This is a genomic window from Neptunicoccus cionae (assembly GCF_002860325.1).
Taxonomy (GTDB): domain Bacteria; phylum Pseudomonadota; class Alphaproteobacteria; order Rhodobacterales; family Rhodobacteraceae; genus Amylibacter; species Amylibacter lutimaris.
Map to the genome: position 1 here is coordinate 334645 of NZ_PKOJ01000001.1, position 16759 is coordinate 351403.

Genomic DNA, 16759 nt, shown 5'->3' on the forward strand with positions numbered 1-16759 from the left:
AAATAGTGTTGTTTTCGGATAAGTGCAAATGCAGTGCCCCTGCGGGGTGGTAAATTCTTTGGGGGAACGCGGATGAGACGCTTCGGTGAACCGAAACGAAGAGGGGTGGCTTATACTCAAAGGGCCGGCGCCTATGCTATCATCGCGGACGGACAATATTTGCTGTTAACACGGCAGAACGCGCAAGTCCCCGAAATCCAATTGCCAGGTGGTGGCATTGATCCGGGAGAAACTCCCGTGCAGGCCCTTCACCGCGAAGTATACGAAGAAACAGGCTTTCATATCGCCAATCTGCGGCGTGTGGGGGCGTATCAGCGATATACCTACATGCCGGAATACAGGCTTTGGGCCCGCAAAGTGTGCCACATCTTTATAAGTACTGCCACGCTGCGTATTGGCCCGCCGGTCGAACCGGATCACGAGGTGCTCTGGATGCGGCCTGAAGAAGCGGTCGCGACGTTGAGCAACAGCGGCGATCGTGATTTTGTGCAGCGGGTTTGCAGGTTGCGATCGTCAGCGCGTTAGGTTTCCCGGTCTCTTGCCCCTTGCAGTGTTCGCCGTGTGTCTTCGGCGCGCGGCGGTGTCCCGTATTTTTTGAACTCGAACATGATGGCGGATAAATCGTCATAAAAAGGCCTGCCCCCGGCAAATTCGGTAAGGTCACACGTAAGATCCGGAAGAAATTGCGCACCGGTGCTTGAAGATCGTTTGTCGATCATGCGCAGCAGATTGGCATCGTTCAGAAGGTCCCCTTCAAAATTCTGACATTCGGTGAGCCCGTCCGAGTACAAGAGCAGACGGTCACCCGGAGAAATTGAAAACGTGACTGTCTCATATTTCATATCCGGCATCAGACCGATGGGAGGCCCGCCCTGCCCAAGGAAACAGGCGCCCTGTGATGTCGTGCAAAGAACCGGATGGGGATGTCCGGCTTGGACCATTTCTACCCTGCCAGTGGTAAGATCAAGGTCGGCAAAAACCATTGTGAAATAAAGCTCTGTGGCAAGCTCCTCGATAATAAGCTGGTTCAAAGACGCAGCGATTTCTGCGGGTGGAAGTTGTCGGTACTCGTCTCCCCCTACGTGTTCGAAGGCGACGTTCTGTTCCCGATTGTGGGCGCTGAGATAGCCGGCCAGCCGCGCCGTGAACAGTGCGGAGGATACCCCGTGGCCCGAAACATCTATGGAGTACAATCCCAGGCGTGTGTCGGTGAAATTGAAGAAACCGACGAGATCGCCGCCCACATGGCTGCTGGGCTGGAACAGAACTGACATGTCTCCGAAATCTCCCCTCCGGAAAGGGGGCGGTATTAACGATTTCTGGAGCTTTTCCGCTTCTAAAAGGTCCTTGTTCATCCCTTCGTAAAGCGTCTGGAGTTCATCCAGTGTGTTCGCGAGCGTGGTATTCTGTGCAATCAGGGTTCGTTCCATATCAAGCACACGTTCGCCAGCGCGGATACGGGCCTTCAGTTCCGCAGAATTCACTGGTTTGGATAGAAAATCGTCGGCACCGATATCCAGCCCTTCGGCGACGTCATTTTTCTCATTCTTGGAGGTGAGCAGAATAAAATACCCGTAACTTTCACGGGGCAATTGTCTGAACTGTTTACAAAACTCCAGTCCGTCCATTTCTGGCATCATCCAATCGCTTAATACCAGATCAATCTTTTCTCTTTTGCAAATCGCCAGCGCCTCCACGCCGCTTGACGCCTCGAACACGGAGTATCCCCATTTGCGCAAGCTAAGCGCGACGATCCTTCGCTGTAAAATACTGTCGTCTACAACGAGTACGCGCAGCGCCTGTTCCCCGTTGGGGGGTATGAAAGCGGGCTGGATGTCCTCTATCTGTCCGGCGTTTTCCACGTTGGGATCCTTTTTCGATCAATGGCGAAGATCGCGGTAAACCCTTAATAAATCGTCTACGGGAATAACCTTTTTCACTGTCCGGACTTAACCGAAAATTCACACCCATCGTTTCTACTTCATCCGGACTCCGATGCAGCATAGGGGACGCTGGCGATGATTGACTGGGCACAGGTCAGGCAGTTGAGAGAGGATATCGGGCTTGAAGAACTCTCCGGTGTCGTCGCCGTGTTTCTTGCAGAAGCGGAAGAGGCGATTGAAGAGCTGAAAAGCCAGCCACCTGACGCGGGTGATCAAATGGCTGCCACGCTCCATTTTCTGAAAGGAAGCGCGTCTTCAATGGGATTTGTCGCCTTCGCAGAGACCTGTGCGCAGGGTGAATCCAAGGCGGAGAAAGGGCAGGTTTTCGATGTATCGGTAGGCGATGTGGTACGGCTGTACCAAAGTTCCAAGGCGATATTTCTGAAAGGTTTTCCTGCCCGTTTTGCAGAAGGCAAATAAAGGCCCGCGCAGATTTAAGTGTTCGGTGTGTTTAGATTTTCACTCAATGAACTCTTTCACGATAGACAGGAATTCTTTCGGCTTTTCAGCATGGAGCCAGTGGCCAGCTTGCGGAATTGTTTCTATCGTTAACTGTGAAAAACGCTGTTTCAGCGCCTCCTGCCCCTTTTCATCCACATAATCCGAGGCACCGCCGCGAATGGCGAGGGTGGGTTTGTCAAAGTGAAAATCAACCTCAGGAAATCCCACAATATCAGCCATATGGGTGGCCAGAGCATCGTGGTTCAAAAGCCAGTGGGCCTTGCCGTCCTGCAGCTCCAGACCTTGGGAAAAGAAGGCGGCAAGGGCGGGATCTTCTGTTTTCGTTTCCAACCAGATCTGTGCTTCCGAGCGTCTGGTGATCTCATCAAGCGGCAGTGCTTTCATGATCTCGATATTATCTGTCTGGTCATGAGCGTAAGTTACAGGAGCGATGTCTGCGATAATCAGGCGATCGATTTTTTCGGGCGCCGTCGCAGCGAGCATCATGGCGGCTTTCCCACCCATTGAGTGGCCGAGAACTGTTGCCCGACCGCCCAATCCGTCGATTGTTTCTCCAAGATCGCTGGCGAGATCGGGATAAGTGTTAGATTCGCTCCATCCGCTCTGGCCGTGATTGCGCAGGTCAACAGAAACAACCCACCGTTCTCTGGCCAGATTACGCGCCAAACTGTGCCAGTTCCGCGCGGACCCGAACAGCCCGTGAACGATGACAAGAGGGGTGCCGGTTTCTTCACCGAAACTGTAGGAATTTAATTTCATTGTTGGAGGTTTCCGGTAAATTTAGCGTCGCTCGTTGATACGGGGCCCATGGTGCGGGCACTATGTCCCCTTGTCGAGAGCAAAAAAAACAAATAGATGCGAGAAAAAAATCACGGTTTTTTAGGAGAAGGCTCGATGGCGGCACCGAAAAAAGTAGTTCTGGCATATTCTGGCGGGCTGGATACTTCGATTATCTTGAAATGGTTGCAAACCGAATACGGTTGCGAGGTTGTGACCTTTACGGCTGATTTGGGTCAGGGTGAAGAACTGGACCCGGCCCGCAAGAAAGCGGAACTGCTGGGGATCAAGCCGGAAAATATCTTCATTGAGGATGTCCGTGAAGAATTCGTCCGCGATTTTGTCTTCCCGATGTTCCGCGCGAATGCAGTTTATGAGGGTCTGTACCTGCTGGGGACTTCCATCGCGCGGCCGCTGATTTCCAAACGGCTGGTCGAAATTGCCAAAGAAACCGGTGCCGATGCCGTAGCCCACGGGGCGACCGGAAAAGGTAATGATCAGGTGCGTTTCGAACTGTCGGCTTATGCGTTGAACCCTGACATCAAGGTCATTGCGCCGTGGCGGGAATGGGATCTGTCCAGCCGGACCAAACTGTTGGCATTTGCCGAGGAAAACCAGATTCCGATCGCAAAGGACAAGCGCGGCGAAGCGCCTTTCTCGGTGGATGCGAACTTGTTGCACACGTCTTCGGAAGGCAAGGTTCTGGAAGATCCAGCACAGGAAGCGCCGGATTATGTGTACCAGCGCACAGTTAACCCTGAAGACGCACCGGATACGCCGGAATTTGTCGAAATTACCTACAGCAAAGGTGATCCGGTTGCACTTAACGGTGTTGAGAAATCGCCTGCAGAGATGCTGACTGCCCTGAACGAATTGGGTGGCAAGCACGGGGTCGGCCGGCTTGATCTGGTTGAAGGGCGTTACGTGGGCATGAAATCCCGTGGTGTTTACGAAACACCGGGCGGGACCATCATGCTTGAAGCGCACCGCGGTATTGAATCGATCACGCTTGATCGTGGTGCAGCCCATCTCAAAGACGAGCTGATGCCGAAATATGCAGAGCTGATCTACAACGGTTACTGGTACAGCCCTGAACGTGAAATGTTGCAGGCGCTGATTGATCAGAGCCAGACACATGTGAACGGTGTTGTGCGGGTCAAACTGTACAAGGGTTCTGTGAACACTGTGGCCCGCTGGTCTGATGACAGCCTGTATTCCGAACAGCATGTTACGTTCGAGGATGACGCTGGGGCCTATGATCAGGCGGATGCGGCCGGCTTTATCAAAATCAACGCGTTGCGTTTGAAACTGCTGGCGGCGCGGAATAACCGCTAAGAATTTATGAAATAAAATGCCGGAGTTACGGACTCCGGCATTTTTTGTTCGCTGGATGATTTCAGGCCGTCAATTTCAGCGGCGCGATCCTGTCGTAAATCTCTTGCGCCTGTTCCAGAACCGGCAAGAGCCTTTCGGAAACCTCTGGCACCGGACCTTCCGCACCAGCAAAGCCCGTGCTGTTCCAGACCGCACCATACCAGTGCGGCGCCCAGACCCCATCTTGCGGATTGCCGCCTTTTTCCCACGATAACATCGACGGATAAAACGGAATCTCCAGACGATCACAAAGCAACCGCAGCATTTTTTCAGGATTTTCTCGTATGTCAGCGCTATCGATAATAATCGGTGGTTGCCCTTTATCTTTTTGCAGAAGGTCGATCAGTTCCTCCTGCTGACGGAAACCTATGTCGTCCAATGTGGGATTGCCGCGCTTCTTGTCGTAAGAGGCAAGCACCCGTGCAGGATGGCGGATCAGGAACACATTGCACATTTCCCTGATCCAGTTTCGATCGACCCCCTCTATCATATGTTGGGTCATATGTTTTTGATAAAAAACCGGTTTTGACGCTGGTCCGGCACTGGCGCAGGCTTTGATCACCGCGCTGGCGTCCTGTTCCCCCGCGGCGCGAATTTCAGCGCCCATCGGGTGATCCAGACCGGTCGCCTTCAGATAGGCGGCGTAAAAGGGTTCGTCCCAAACCTCTGTGTCGGGGCGTTGGGCAAAAGCATACATCATCGCCGTGGAGAGATTTCGCGGGCCGGACCACATGGCAATTTTAAGCGGTTTGTCTGTCGAAGTCACATCTATCACCGAGTTGTTAATTGTAAGTGAACCAGTGAATTTGCAGTAACAATAAACCTTGCCTAGCGAAAGAACTGTTGTCCCATGGTCTATTCCAAACATCTTTTACGCCTCATTGCCGTGACTATTTTTGCCGGAGTTGTGCCCTTAAAGGCGGCGGTGGCAGAGGATGCGATTTTTGCGGGCGGATGTTTCTGGTGTGTGGAATCCGATTTTGAATCGCTCCCCGGTGTGATTGACGCACAATCGGGTTACATCGGCGGGCCGGCGGATAAGGCGGATTATAAGACTGTTTCTAAAGGGGGAACCGGCCATTACGAGGCCGTGTTGATCCGCTTTGATCCGGCGAAGATCAGTTATGCCAGCCTGTTGCATAAATTCTGGCGTTCAGTGGATCCGACAGATGCGGGCGGGCAATTTTGCGATCGGGGCGACAGTTATCGAACCGCTGTCTTTCCGGTAAATGCGGCGCAAGAGAAAACAGCGCGAGCGTCAAAAGCAAAGGCCGAAGCTGCGCTTGGCCAGCGGATTGTAACCCCTATCCTGAAGGCACCGGCGTTTTATCCCGCAGAAGCCTACCATCAGGATTACTACAAAAGCTCGAAAAAAGTCTTAACGCGGTTCGGCTTGGTCAAGCGCAAGGACGCCTACAAAAAATACCGCGATGCCTGTGGTCGGGACCAACGCATCCGCGCCTTGTGGGGCGCAGAAGCGCACAGCCTGCCGAACGGTTGATCCGGATCAGTAGATCATATTCTGCGTGATGATGATCCGCAGAACGACAATCCCCAGAAACACGATGATCGGCGAGAAATCCAGACCGCCGGTGGGCGGCAGGAAACGGCGGATCGGTTCGTAGATCGGTTCCAATATGCGGTTCAGGCCAAAGTAGATCTGCGCAACGATCGGTTGGCGCATGTTCAGCACCTGAAAGTTTACCAGCCAGCCGATCACGATATGTGCGATCAAAATCCACCATGCAACGTTCAGAATGGCGAGAAGGATAAGTCCGAGAGTGGTCATCTGTATTCCCATTTTACTTTATTAGAGACCTAGTGTCTGCAAGGCTCCAGCGCAAGATGGTGCAAAGGTGTTAAGCCGGCGTTACAGCGAAGTCCGCCTCCAGGTTCGTTATTCCTTGCACGGCTTTGCGGAAACGGGTTCTACTTAAGCAAAGATCCAATTCATTAAGGAACCACCCTATGGCCACCGTACCCTCAAAAAAATCCGTCTGGGGCTGGTTCTTCTATGATTGGGCGGCCCAACCCTATCATACGCTTTTGATCACATTTTTCTTTGCCCCCTATTTCACCGATTTTGTGGCACTCGATAAGGAAACAGGCACCGCCTACTGGAGCCTGATGCTGACCCTGACGGGGATCACCATTGCCATCGCAGCGCCGATACTGGGGGCGATTTCAGATACGACCGGTCCGCGTAAACCGTGGATTTTTGTTTTTTCACTGTTTTACATCATCGGCGCGACGGGTCTGTGGTTTGCCTTGCCCCAGATGGAGACGGTTTTCTGGGTGCTGGTTTCCTTCGCGATCGGGCTTGTCGGGGTCGAATTATCGCAGATTTTTGTGAACGGGATCCTGCCGACATTGGGGGCGAAAGACGATTTGGGCCGTATTTCGGGCAGCGGCTGGGCCTTCGGGTATCTTGGCGGTTTTTTCGCGCTGATCCTTGCCATCCTGTTTGTGGTTGTCCTCTCCGAAGGCAAGACCATCACCGGTATGGATCCGATCCTCGGGCTTGATCCGGCTTTGGGGGAGGATAAACGCGCGCTCGGGCCGTTGACGGCGCTTTGGTATTTCATCTTTATCCTGCCGTTTTTCTTCTGGGTGCCCGATGTGGTGCGGCGCAAGCGGGCCGCGGGTGCTGTCGGACAGGCGCTGAAGGGGCTGTGGAACACCGTTCGCAGCCTGCCCGAGCGGCGCAGCTTTGCCATGTATCTCGGCTCGTCCATGTTTTACCGCGACGCGCTGAACGGGCTTTATTCCTTTGGCGGCATCTATGCTACGGGGGTTTTGGGCTGGGAAATCGGCCAGCTTGGTGTTTATGGCATCGTGTCGATTGCGGCGGGGGCGTTGTTCTGCTGGCTTGGCGGTTATCTTGATAAATGGATGGGTCCGAAATTCGTTGTGGTACTGTCTATCTCGATCCTGATCGGGGTCTGTGTCCTGATTGCAGGAACGGGGCGCGAGTCTGTCTTTGGTGTGCAACTGGCGGCGGGCAGCAGCCTGCCGGACATATTGTTCATGATCTGCGGTGCGTCCATCGGCGCGGCAGGGGGCACAATTCAGGCGGCCTCGCGAACCTTGCTGGTGCATCAGGTGAAAGACGACCGTTTAACCGAGGCATTTGGCCTTTATGCGCTGTCGGGACGGGCGACGACCTTCATCGCGCCGATGCTGATCGGCATTTGTGTGCTGGCCACCGGTAGCCAGCGGTTTGGAATTTCACTACCAATTATACTATTGTTCGGTATCGGACTGATCATGTTGAAGTGGGTTGAGACATCAAAGGAGTAGGATAATGCGATTTTCTGTTGTAGGGGCGACTGCTGTACTGGCCTGTGCCTTGGGTTTTCCGGTACTGGCACAGACAGGTCAAACACTGCGGGACGGGGCGGCCATAGCGCCCGAGCCCCAAGCCCAGATCATTCGCAAATCCACCTCCGGCACCAAGGCAAACCAGCTTTTCGGGTCCAAGGGAGCACCTTCGGCGCATAAACCGGCGGCGATTGGAACTTATGCCAAGGGCTGTCTTGCCGGTGGGGTGCAATTGCCTGAAAGCGGGCCGACCTGGCAGGCTATGCGGCTGAGTCGGAACCGTCATTGGGGCCATCCCGAGACCATTCAGTTTCTCAAGGAGCTTAGCGCATATGCGGCGACACAACCGGGTTGGTCGGGGCTTTATCTGGGGGACATCTCGCAGGCACGGGGCGGGCCTATGCTGTCAGGGCACCAGTCCCACCAGCTGGGGCTGGACGCGGATATCTGGCTTTATCGCCCGACACGTCTGAACCTCAGCCGCGCCGAGCGGGAGCGTCTGTCCTCTACCAACGTCCGTTCGGGCGATCAGCGTAGCGTTAACAGCAACTGGACCCAGCAGCACGCGAATATCATCAAACGGGCGGCGGAAGACCCTCGCGTGGATCGTATTTTCATCACGGCACCGGCGAAAATCTGGATGTGCAACAACACCAGGGGAAACCGGAAGTGGTTGCAAAAGGTGCGTCCCCTGTACGGGCATAACACCCATTTCCATGTGCGCCTGAAATGTCCGCGCGGGCAGGCAGGCTGCATCAACCAGACGCCGACCGTCAAAGCGCTGTCCAAAGGTGGAGACGGCTGTGATGCAACGTTGAACTGGTGGGTCACGGATTATCTGAATCCGCCCAAAAAAGTGACGCAAACAAAGAAGAAACCAGCGAAAAAGACGCCGCGCAAACGGGGTGCACGGGATTACACAATGGCCGATCTTCCAAAGCAGTGCATGACTGTGTTGCAAAGCAACTGACAGGCTTCACGCGGATCGTCGGCCCGGTGTCGGGCAGGGGGGCTGGATATTTCTTGAGGGCACGGGCGCAAGCAGGCATTGCGCCCGTGTTTTACGTTTGTTCCGAGTGAACAGCCGGAACGTTATTCCGGTACTGTTGAATCGATCAGAGGCGCGTCCAGAGGCTCGGTGATGTCCTTGAAATCTTCAATGATCTGAACCGCTTCCGCAGCGGTTTCAACAAAGTGGAACAGCTTGATATCCTCGGCAGAGATGGTGCCCGCATCTGCCAGCGCCTCCCAGTTGATGATCTTGCGCCAGAACTCTTCGCCAAATAGAAGAACAGGCATCCGTTCCATCCGGCCGGTCTGGATCAATGTCAGGGTCTCGAACAATTCATCCAGCGTCCCGAAACCGCCCGGAAAAACCGTGATCGCTTTGGCGCGCATCAGGAAGTGGATCTTGCGGGTCGCGAAATAGTGGAAGTTGAAGCAGAGGTCCGGCGTGCAATATTCGTTTGGCGCCTGTTCATGGGGCAGCACGATGTTCAGTGACATGGATGCTCCCCCTGCATCCGCAGCACCACGGTTCCCTGCTTCCATCACACCGGGGCCACCACCGGTCACGATTACATCTTCGCGCCCGTAGCTTTCCATTGATTTGATCGTCATCAAACGGGCGAATTCACGGGCTTGATCGTAATATTTTGACAGTTCGGCCAGCGTTTTGGTGCGGGCTTCATCCTTGCGGGAGGGTTCGGGAATACGTGCGCCACCAAACATGACAACAGTGCTTTCAATCCCTTTTTCTGCAAGGATCAGCTCCGGTTTCAGCATCTCAAGCTGGATGCGCGTCGCGCGCAATTCATCACGGCACAGGAAATCATCGTCGGCAAAAGCCAGTCGATAGGCTGGCGAACGGGTTTGCGGCGTTTCAGGGACGCCTGCTGCTCTTGAAATGTCGTCTTCGGCGTTGGGAAATGTATTCTGTTTGCGTGCCATTGATAAAGCCTCTTGGTTCTGTGTTGCACCAGCATTGCCTGTCGTCTAGCCTTTTGCAATGTCCGTGTCAGGTCAAGAAATCGGAAAGACTAAACTAATGAATTGGCAAACAGAAATTACCGCAGCCTATCAGCGGGTTGCGCCCCATGTGTTGCGCACTCCGGTGCTGGAAATCGATGGCTTCGGCCTTGGCTATCCGGTTTCGCTCAAGCTGGAGCAAGTGCAACATACCGGCAGTTTCAAGGCACGCGGCGCGTTCAACACGCTGCTGTCTCTGGATGTGCCAAAGGCGGGACTGGTGGCGGCATCGGGGGGCAACCACGGTGCGGCGGTGGCCTATGCCGCACAGAAACTGGGCCATCGTGCAAAGATTTTTGTGCCGGAACTGGCTGGCCCTGCCAAAATCGCCCTGATCGAACGTTGCGGGGCTGATTTGGAAGTGGTCGGCGGCGTCTATGCCAATGCGCTGACGGCGGCGCAGGCTTACGAGGCTGAAACCGGCGCGATGCAGGTGCATGCTTATGACGCCAATCCGACCGTGGCAGGGCAGGGCACGGTTGCTCTGGAATGGGAAGAGCAGGGTCTTGATGCGGACACGGTGCTGATTGCTGTCGGCGGCGGCGGGTTGATCGGCGGGGCGATGGCTTGGCTTGGCAAGCGGCGCAAAATCGTGGCAGTCGAACCCGTGCTTGCCCCGACGCTGAATGCTGCGCTCGCTGCCGGAGAACCGACGCAGGTGGACGTGAGTGGTGTTGCAGCCAATGCGCTGGGCGCAGGGAAAATCGGGCAGATCTGTTTTGATCTGGCGCGGGAGACGCAGGTTGAATCTGTGCTTGTGCCCGATGATGCGATCCTGACGGCCCAAGCCGCCTTGTGGAAGGAAACCCGCCAGTTGGTCGAACCCGCCGGCGCCACTGCCCTGTCAGCTTTGATGTGCGGCGCCTACAAGCCCGCGCCGGGAGAGAAGGTAGCTGTGCTGTTGTGCGGCAGCAACTTGACCGAAGACCCGTTCGGGTGATTGCGCGACGGGCGCTTTAGGGCTATAGCGCCTTGGAACTTCAGACCATCAGAACGGAAAACCGATATGTCTAACGCACAGCTTGAATCCGCCATCGAAGCCGCTTGGGAAGATCGTGATGCGATCACACCGGCCACCACGGGTGAAACCCGTGATGCGATCGAGGAAACACTGAATGCGCTGGACAGTGGCAAGCTGCGGGTTGCAGAGCGTCAGGACAACGGCGACTGGCATGTGAACCAGTGGGCCAAAAAGGCTGTTCTGCTGGGCTTCCGCCTGAAGGACATGGAACAGCAGTCCGGCGGGCCGCAAGGCGCTGGCTGGTGGGACAAAGTCGACAGCAAGTTCAAAGGTTGGGATGATGCGCAATGGAACGAAGCCGGCTTCCGCGCTGTACCAAACTGCATCGTCCGTAAATCTGCTTATGTGGCTCCGGGCGTGGTGCTGATGCCCTCTTTCGTGAATCTCGGCGCATATGTAGACACAGGCACCATGGTAGACACTTGGGCCACTGTGGGAAGCTGTGCGCAGATCGGTAAAAACGTGCATCTGTCGGGTGGTGTTGGCATCGGGGGCGTTCTGGAACCCATGCAGGCCGGCCCGACCATCATTGAAGACAACTGCTTTATCGGTGCCCGCTCTGAAGTGGTTGAAGGTTGTATCGTTCGTGAAGGTTCGGTTCTGGGCATGGGTGTGTTTATCGGCCAGTCCACCAAGATCGTGGACCGCGAAACCGGCGAAGTAATGTATGGCGAAGTACCATCCGGTTCGGTTGTGGTGTCCGGTTCCATGCCTTCGAAAAACGGTGTGAACCTCTACTGCGCCGTGATTGTGAAACGGGTTGATGCGCAAACACGTTCCAAAACCTCGATCAACGAGTTGCTGCGCGACTAAGCCACCAATTCTACGAAACCGGCGCATCGCCTTGCGGTGCGCCAGCAAAGGCATTCCCTGTGGCAAAACCAGATTCCAAACAGCAAGTGTTCACCCTCTTGGTCGAAGTCGGCCGCAGCGACGGGGACGGCCTGCCAAAGAACGCAACCGGTGCAGCGCTGATGTGTTTTGCCAGCGGTATAGACGAAGCGGAAGCGGTGCGGGAAACCGTGGCGATTCTGAAACAGGCGGATATGGCGCCGCTGGATGTGTCGGGCTATGGCACGCTGGCGGAACGCCGTGCAGAAGGCCATGACATCAGCGAAGACGAAGAAGGCCTGATGCAACGGGCGCTGGATGAAAATTCGGTCGTTGTGGCGCAAGTTACGCCGTTTTACGACTGAACCGTGGCGAAACCCTGCGCCGCACACAGGGTCTTTATCTGTTCCCGCAAGGTATGGGCTGGCAATCCGCTTTGTTTTTACCGATAACAGCGGCGACAGGACCAGCAGCGGGTTATCATGCTTACACTCTTCTTTGATCTCGACGGGACACTGATTGACCCTAAAGAGGGCATCACCCAAGCCATCCAGCACGCGCTTGGTGAAATGGGGATGGTTGATATTCCCCACGCCGATGATCTGACTTGGTGCATCGGTCCGCCCTTGTGGAACAGTTTTGACGTATTGCTGGGGCCGGGTGCCGATCTGGATCAGGCTGTGGATCTGTACCGCGCGTTTTATACAGACGAGGCCATGTATCTGGCGGATGTCTATGACGGAGTCGGGGAGATGTTCGATGCCTTGCATCAGGTGGATGCGAAAATGTTCATCACCACCAGCAAGCCCCACGTCTATGCGCAGGAAATTATCGAACATTTCGGTATCCACGCTCATGTGGAACAGCTTTTCGGATCAGAACTGGATGGCACGAATTCTGACAAAACCGATCTGCTGAAGTTTGCGCTGGATGAAACCGGTGCTGATCCGGCAAAAACTGTCATGATCGGGGATCGCCGGTTCGACATTTTTGGCGCGCGCAATAATGACATCCCGAGCGTCGGGGCGCTGTGGGGGTATGGCGAGCCGGACGAGTTGCGCCAGTCCGAAGCAGACGCGCTGGCCGGAGCACCCGAAGAAGTGCCGGAAATTGTTTTTGATCTTCTGGGGTTGGATGCTGACTGACATCATAGCCTGTGACGTCCTGATCGTCGGCGGCGGGCCTGCCGGACTGTCCGTTGCCTCCCATCTCGGGGATGATGTGCACAGTATCGTTGTGCATCAGGACGCGGAAATCGGACTGCCTGTACGCACCAGTGGCGGCACGTGGCAACGGGATATGCAGGCGCTGGGTATCCCGCCGGAAATGTACCGTGTGATCGACCAGCTCGACTTTTTTTCGGACAACGCCGAGGCGCGTTTCGCGGTGAAAGACGATAAAATGGCCGTGATGGATGTGACGGCGGTATACCGGCACCTTGCCAGCCTGTCGGATGGCAAGCGCAGCGAGTTGATGACTGGCGCGAAGTTCTTGAGTTGCATAGAGCAGGAGGACGGGCAGTTCCTGTCGCAAATCCGGTCTCGGGATCGGGGTAATTTCAACATCCTGTCCCGTATGGTGATCGACGCTTCCGGCTGGCAATGCGCAGTACTTGAAAGTCTGGGGCTGGGGCAAAAGCCGCAGCGGACCGGTGTCGGGATCGAGTACGAATTTCTCCGCGGCGATTTTGAACCCAACCGGGCGGTGCTGTTTGTGGGGTCTTCAGCGCTTACGGGATACGGGTGGATTTTTCCAACGCCAGACAACCGTCTGCGACTTGGGATCGGGGTGATCAATCCCGATACAGATCTGACGCCAAGGCAGGTGATGGACGCCTTCGAAGCTTCGGGGCAGGCGGCCCGTTATGGTATCGAGATTCCGGAAGACTATGAAACCAATGCGGGGATCATTCCGTCAGAGCCTTACGACCCCGAGCTGGTTTTCGGCAACGTTGTGCGCACAGGGGACGCTGCGAATTTCGCGACCCCGACCGTGGGGGAAGGCATCCGCATCGCCGTGGAATACGGCCGTTTGCTGGGGACCGAAGTGACGGCCCACCTTGGTGGAGACGATAAGGCGCTTGGCCGGTATGAAGCGGCGGCGCGGCGGGAGTTCCAGCGGGATTACAAGTTCGGCTTCATGGTGAACAAACGCATTGCGGGATATTCACCGGAGCGTTGGGATAAATCCGTCGCGCGCTTGGGCCGGCTGTCAGAGCAGGAAATGACAGCGCTGGTGCGATCCCGATTTAACCTGCGCACAATGGCGCGGACGATCTGGCTGAACTTCAAAGCCAAAGTTTCCGGCTAAAGGCGGCGCCCCGAATCTGACGGGAATCGTGCAAAACACACGAAATAAATCAAACATTCAAGTATCTGTTTTTGTTAGATAAGTACCTTCATCATACTGCATATATGAAGCTTCATAAAAGAAGCTTCTTAAATGAAGCTTCGCAAATGCAGGGTCTTGATAAGGCTGCTTTCTGACGACAAAAAAAGGCCCTGCCACAAGGGCAGGGCTAGTCAGGCTTCGCGCCCGGGGGCGGCCCCGGACGTCGGCGGTAAACTTTTATGCGCTCATTTCGGCGCGGATTTGCTCTCTGAGAAGATCAATCGGCATGGTCTTGCCTTCCTTGCGGAAGCCCCAATAGGTCCAGCCGTTGCAGGATGGTGCGCCTTCCAGCGCGGCCCCGACCTGATGGATCGAGCCTTTGCAATCATTCCCGATCAACGTGCCGTCCGCACGGACTTTGGCGGTGTGCCGGCCGTTCAGGGCGTAGAGTTTTTCGCCCGGATTGAGCATGCCACGTTCCACCAGCTGGCCGAACGGCACCCGGGGTGCGGCGCGCTTGGATGTGGATACTTCCAGCGATTCATTGTCGAACTTGCGGGTGTCCTTGATGCGGCGGGCTGCCACTTTGCGGTAGGCTTCTTCCCGTTCGATCCCGATGAAGTTCCGGCCCAGTTTCTTGGCGACTGCGCCTGTCGTTCCCGTGCCGAAGAACGGGTCCAGAACCACATCCCCCACATTGGTAGAGCCGATCAGAACACGGTGCAGCAGGCTTTCCGGCTTTTGCGTCGGGTGTGCCTTATTTCCCTCTGCGTCTTTCAAACGCTCGTGTCCGTTACAAATTGGCAACACCCAGTCCGACCGCATCTGCACGCCGTCATTCAGGGCTTTGAGAGCTTCATAATTGAAGGTCGGTTTGGATTTTTCGTCCTTTGTTGCCCAGATCATCGTCTCGTGGGCGTTGGTCAGGCGCATGCCGCGGAAGTTGGGCATCGGGTTGGATTTACGCCAGATCACATCGTTCATGATCCAGTAGCCCGCATCCTGCAAACACGCCCCTACACGGAAGATGTTATGGTAGGATCCGATCACCCAGATCGCCCCGTTCGGCTTTAGGATGCGGCGGGCGGCGCGCAGCCAATCCCTTGAAAATTCGTCATAAACCTTGAAGCTGTCGAATTGGTCCCAATGGTCGTCAACTGCGTCCACTTTGGAATTGTCGGGCCGGTGCAACTCGCCCTTCAATTGCAAATTATAGGGGGGATCAGCAAAAATCAGATCTACTGAATTTTCGGGAAGTGCATCCATTACTTCGATGCAATCACCAGACAATATCTGGTTCAGCGGCAGGGAGACCCCACCGTTGGTGTGTTTACTGTTCGTCATGTTCTGCCTCGTCATCGCGCAATTTTTTGCGTCGTTGTCCCTAGAATGTTGCATTCCGGATTCGAGGTCAATTCTTATCTGTGGCTAGAATTAGACGTTTTTGGGGCAGCCCTCTGAACACAATATGTTGTGTATCGGCTTGAAGGACTTGCGATGATGTTGTGTCACCCCAAGAGTTTCGAGGCCCGCGATATGGGCTTTCGTGCCATATCCGGCGTTGGTTTCCCATCCATAGCCGGGAAACTGTTGCGAAAGCGCAACCATCATCCGGTCGCGCGTCACTTTTGCCACAATGGAGGCAGCTGCGATCGAAAGGCAGCGCCCGTCTCCTTTCACCAGCGTTTCAGACGGGCAGGCCAGTCCCTGTGGGGTTTTATTCCCGTCAATCAGTGCAAACTCTGCCGGTCGGGCGAGACCTTCAATAGCGCACCGCATTGCCAGCAAGGAGGCTTGCAGGATGTTGATCCGGTCGATTTCTTCCACACTGACGTGAAAAACAGAGACATCCGCCTGCGCCATGATCTGATCGAACAGAACATCACGCCGCTTTGCCGACAGTTTTTTCGAATCATTCAATCCGTCCGGTATACGCATCGGATCGAGCACTACGGCACAGGCGGTAACCGGTCCGGCCCAAGGGCCGCGTCCCACTTCGTCAACACCTGCGATGCGGGTGAGTCCATGTTTGCGGCGGAGTTCGGGTTCTATGCTTGTATCAATCATTCTCTGTAGGTGCCGTTTGTGCGCAGTTTTGGCAAGCGGCCCCGTGCAAACAGCGCCCGATACAAGGCGCTGTCTGGTTTTTTTCCGGTGTCCTGCTTAGCGGCGGTAATGGCCGTGGTGGTTCGCAGGACGGTATTTGTTCACACAAGCTTGATTGTAGAATTTGACCCAGCCGTTCTGTGTCCATTTCTTGCGCAGGCAGTTCGCAGGCGGGGTGAAGTGGCGTTTGACGGGGCGCTGTGCTTGATAGTGTGTCTTGCCGTGGTAATGGGGCTGGTAATGTGGCCGCGGCCGGGGTGCGGGACGCACATAGGTCGGCTGGTGGTTCGATTTGCTGGCTTCATTGGCGATTACGCTGATCACACCCAGTGCGGTCAGGCCCAGCAGCAGACGGTCGACGTTGTCTTTTGCCAGTGCTGCCGGTGCTGTGATCGGCGCTGCAACAAGGGCAAGGGCGAGAATTCCTGTCAGGGTCATTTTATGGAACATGGCGTTTTCCTTTGTGGGCTCGGGCAATGCGGAATGCATCGCGACATGGTCCAACCCTGCCCGAACCCCTGTTGTCAGACAAAAACACCGCCTTGTTATGGGATAACACGGCCCC

Annotated in this window: 19 protein-coding genes; 11 read left to right on the forward strand and 8 right to left on the reverse strand. The window is 55.3% G+C overall.

Annotation, left to right across the window (positions count from 1 at the left end):
- Positions 1–105 precede the first annotated feature (105 nt).
- Positions 106–525, forward strand: a complete 420-nt coding sequence (locus C0U40_RS01610) for an NUDIX hydrolase (protein ID WP_353616030.1) — start codon at positions 106–108, stop codon at positions 523–525.
- Here C0U40_RS01610 and C0U40_RS01615 read toward each other — a convergent pair.
- Positions 522–1862, reverse strand: a complete 1341-nt coding sequence (locus C0U40_RS01615; protein ID WP_286134731.1) for a PP2C family protein-serine/threonine phosphatase — start codon at positions 1860–1862, stop codon at positions 522–524. The two genes, C0U40_RS01610 and C0U40_RS01615, sit on opposite strands and share 4 nt — an antisense overlap.
- 156 nt (positions 1863–2018) lie before the next feature.
- Between C0U40_RS01615 and C0U40_RS01620 the strand changes: the two genes are divergently transcribed.
- Positions 2019–2363 carry an Hpt domain-containing protein gene (locus tag C0U40_RS01620; RefSeq protein ID WP_101654006.1) on the forward strand — a complete coding sequence of 115 codons (345 nt, stop codon included), beginning with the start codon at positions 2019–2021 and terminating at the stop codon, positions 2361–2363.
- A gap of 39 nt (positions 2364–2402) precedes the next feature.
- Here C0U40_RS01620 and C0U40_RS01625 read toward each other — a convergent pair whose 3' ends face one another.
- A complete protein-coding gene (locus C0U40_RS01625) occupies positions 2403–3164 on the reverse strand; it encodes an alpha/beta fold hydrolase (RefSeq protein ID WP_101654007.1) in 762 nt (253 codons plus the stop codon).
- A gap of 135 nt (positions 3165–3299) precedes the next feature.
- Between C0U40_RS01625 and C0U40_RS01630 the strand changes: the two genes are divergently transcribed.
- A complete protein-coding gene (locus C0U40_RS01630) occupies positions 3300–4517 on the forward strand; it encodes an argininosuccinate synthase (RefSeq protein WP_101654771.1) in 1218 nt (405 codons plus the stop codon).
- Between the two features lie 61 nt (positions 4518–4578).
- Here C0U40_RS01630 and C0U40_RS01635 read toward each other — a convergent pair whose 3' ends face one another.
- Positions 4579–5289, reverse strand: a complete 711-nt coding sequence (locus tag C0U40_RS01635) for a sulfotransferase family protein (RefSeq protein ID WP_101654008.1) — start codon at positions 5287–5289, stop codon at positions 4579–4581.
- A 117-nt stretch (positions 5290–5406) separates the two neighbouring features.
- Here C0U40_RS01635 and msrA point away from each other — a divergent pair, with 117 nt between their 5' ends.
- Positions 5407–6057 carry a peptide-methionine (S)-S-oxide reductase MsrA gene (msrA, locus tag C0U40_RS01640; protein ID WP_101654009.1) on the forward strand — a complete coding sequence of 217 codons (651 nt, stop codon included), beginning with the start codon at positions 5407–5409 and terminating at the stop codon, positions 6055–6057.
- A gap of 6 nt (positions 6058–6063) precedes the next feature.
- Here the strand turns inward: msrA and C0U40_RS01645 are convergent, their stop codons facing one another.
- Positions 6064–6345, reverse strand: coding sequence for a YggT family protein (locus C0U40_RS01645; RefSeq protein ID WP_069298568.1), 282 nt, complete (start codon positions 6343–6345; stop codon positions 6064–6066).
- A 179-nt stretch (positions 6346–6524) separates the two neighbouring features.
- On the opposite strand from C0U40_RS01645, the gene C0U40_RS01650 reads away from it, so the two are divergent.
- Positions 6525–7856 (forward strand): MFS transporter, encoded by a 1332-nt coding sequence (locus C0U40_RS01650; protein ID WP_101654010.1) that lies wholly within the window; start codon positions 6525–6527, stop codon positions 7854–7856.
- A gap of 4 nt (positions 7857–7860) precedes the next feature.
- Positions 7861–8847 (forward strand): penicillin-insensitive murein endopeptidase, encoded by a 987-nt coding sequence (gene mepA / locus C0U40_RS01655; protein ID WP_101654011.1) that lies wholly within the window; start codon positions 7861–7863, stop codon positions 8845–8847.
- Positions 8848–8969: 122 nt separating this feature from the next.
- On the opposite strand, the gene C0U40_RS01660 is transcribed toward mepA, so the two are convergent.
- The gene (locus C0U40_RS01660; RefSeq protein ID WP_101654012.1) at positions 8970–9827 is read right to left on the reverse strand and encodes a TIGR00730 family Rossman fold protein; all 858 of its coding nucleotides are present in this window, start codon (positions 9825–9827) and stop codon (positions 8970–8972) included.
- A gap of 97 nt (positions 9828–9924) precedes the next feature.
- On the opposite strand from C0U40_RS01660, the gene C0U40_RS01665 reads away from it, so the two are divergent.
- From C0U40_RS01665 to C0U40_RS01685, 5 genes are all read left to right on the forward strand, one after another.
- A complete protein-coding gene (locus C0U40_RS01665) occupies positions 9925–10845 on the forward strand; it encodes a threonine/serine dehydratase (protein ID WP_101654013.1) in 921 nt (306 codons plus the stop codon).
- Positions 10846–10911: 66 nt separating this feature from the next.
- A complete protein-coding gene (gene dapD, locus C0U40_RS01670; RefSeq protein WP_101654014.1) occupies positions 10912–11739 on the forward strand; it encodes a 2,3,4,5-tetrahydropyridine-2,6-dicarboxylate N-succinyltransferase in 828 nt (275 codons plus the stop codon).
- 59 nt (positions 11740–11798) lie between these two features.
- On the forward strand, positions 11799–12122 hold the full coding sequence (locus C0U40_RS01675) for a hypothetical protein (RefSeq protein ID WP_069298573.1): 324 nt from the start codon (positions 11799–11801) through the stop codon (positions 12120–12122).
- 117 nt (positions 12123–12239) lie between these two features.
- Positions 12240–12902, forward strand: a complete 663-nt coding sequence (locus C0U40_RS01680; protein WP_101654015.1) for an HAD hydrolase-like protein — start codon at positions 12240–12242, stop codon at positions 12900–12902.
- Positions 12874–14067, forward strand: a complete 1194-nt coding sequence (locus C0U40_RS01685; RefSeq protein WP_180957591.1) for an FAD-dependent monooxygenase — start codon at positions 12874–12876, stop codon at positions 14065–14067. Before C0U40_RS01680 ends, C0U40_RS01685 begins: the two co-directional genes overlap by 29 nt.
- Before the next feature lie 258 nt (positions 14068–14325).
- Here C0U40_RS01685 and C0U40_RS01690 read toward each other — a convergent pair whose 3' ends face one another.
- The 3 genes from C0U40_RS01690 to C0U40_RS01700 form a co-directional block, all read right to left on the reverse strand.
- Positions 14326–15432, reverse strand: a complete 1107-nt coding sequence (locus C0U40_RS01690) for a site-specific DNA-methyltransferase (protein ID WP_101654772.1) — start codon at positions 15430–15432, stop codon at positions 14326–14328.
- A gap of 90 nt (positions 15433–15522) precedes the next feature.
- Positions 15523–16155 carry a ribonuclease HII gene (locus C0U40_RS01695; protein WP_101654017.1) on the reverse strand — a complete coding sequence of 211 codons (633 nt, stop codon included), beginning with the start codon at positions 16153–16155 and terminating at the stop codon, positions 15523–15525.
- A gap of 96 nt (positions 16156–16251) precedes the next feature.
- On the reverse strand, positions 16252–16644 hold the full coding sequence (locus C0U40_RS01700; RefSeq protein ID WP_101654018.1) for a hypothetical protein: 393 nt from the start codon (positions 16642–16644) through the stop codon (positions 16252–16254).
- Positions 16645–16759: the final 115 nt, after the last annotated feature.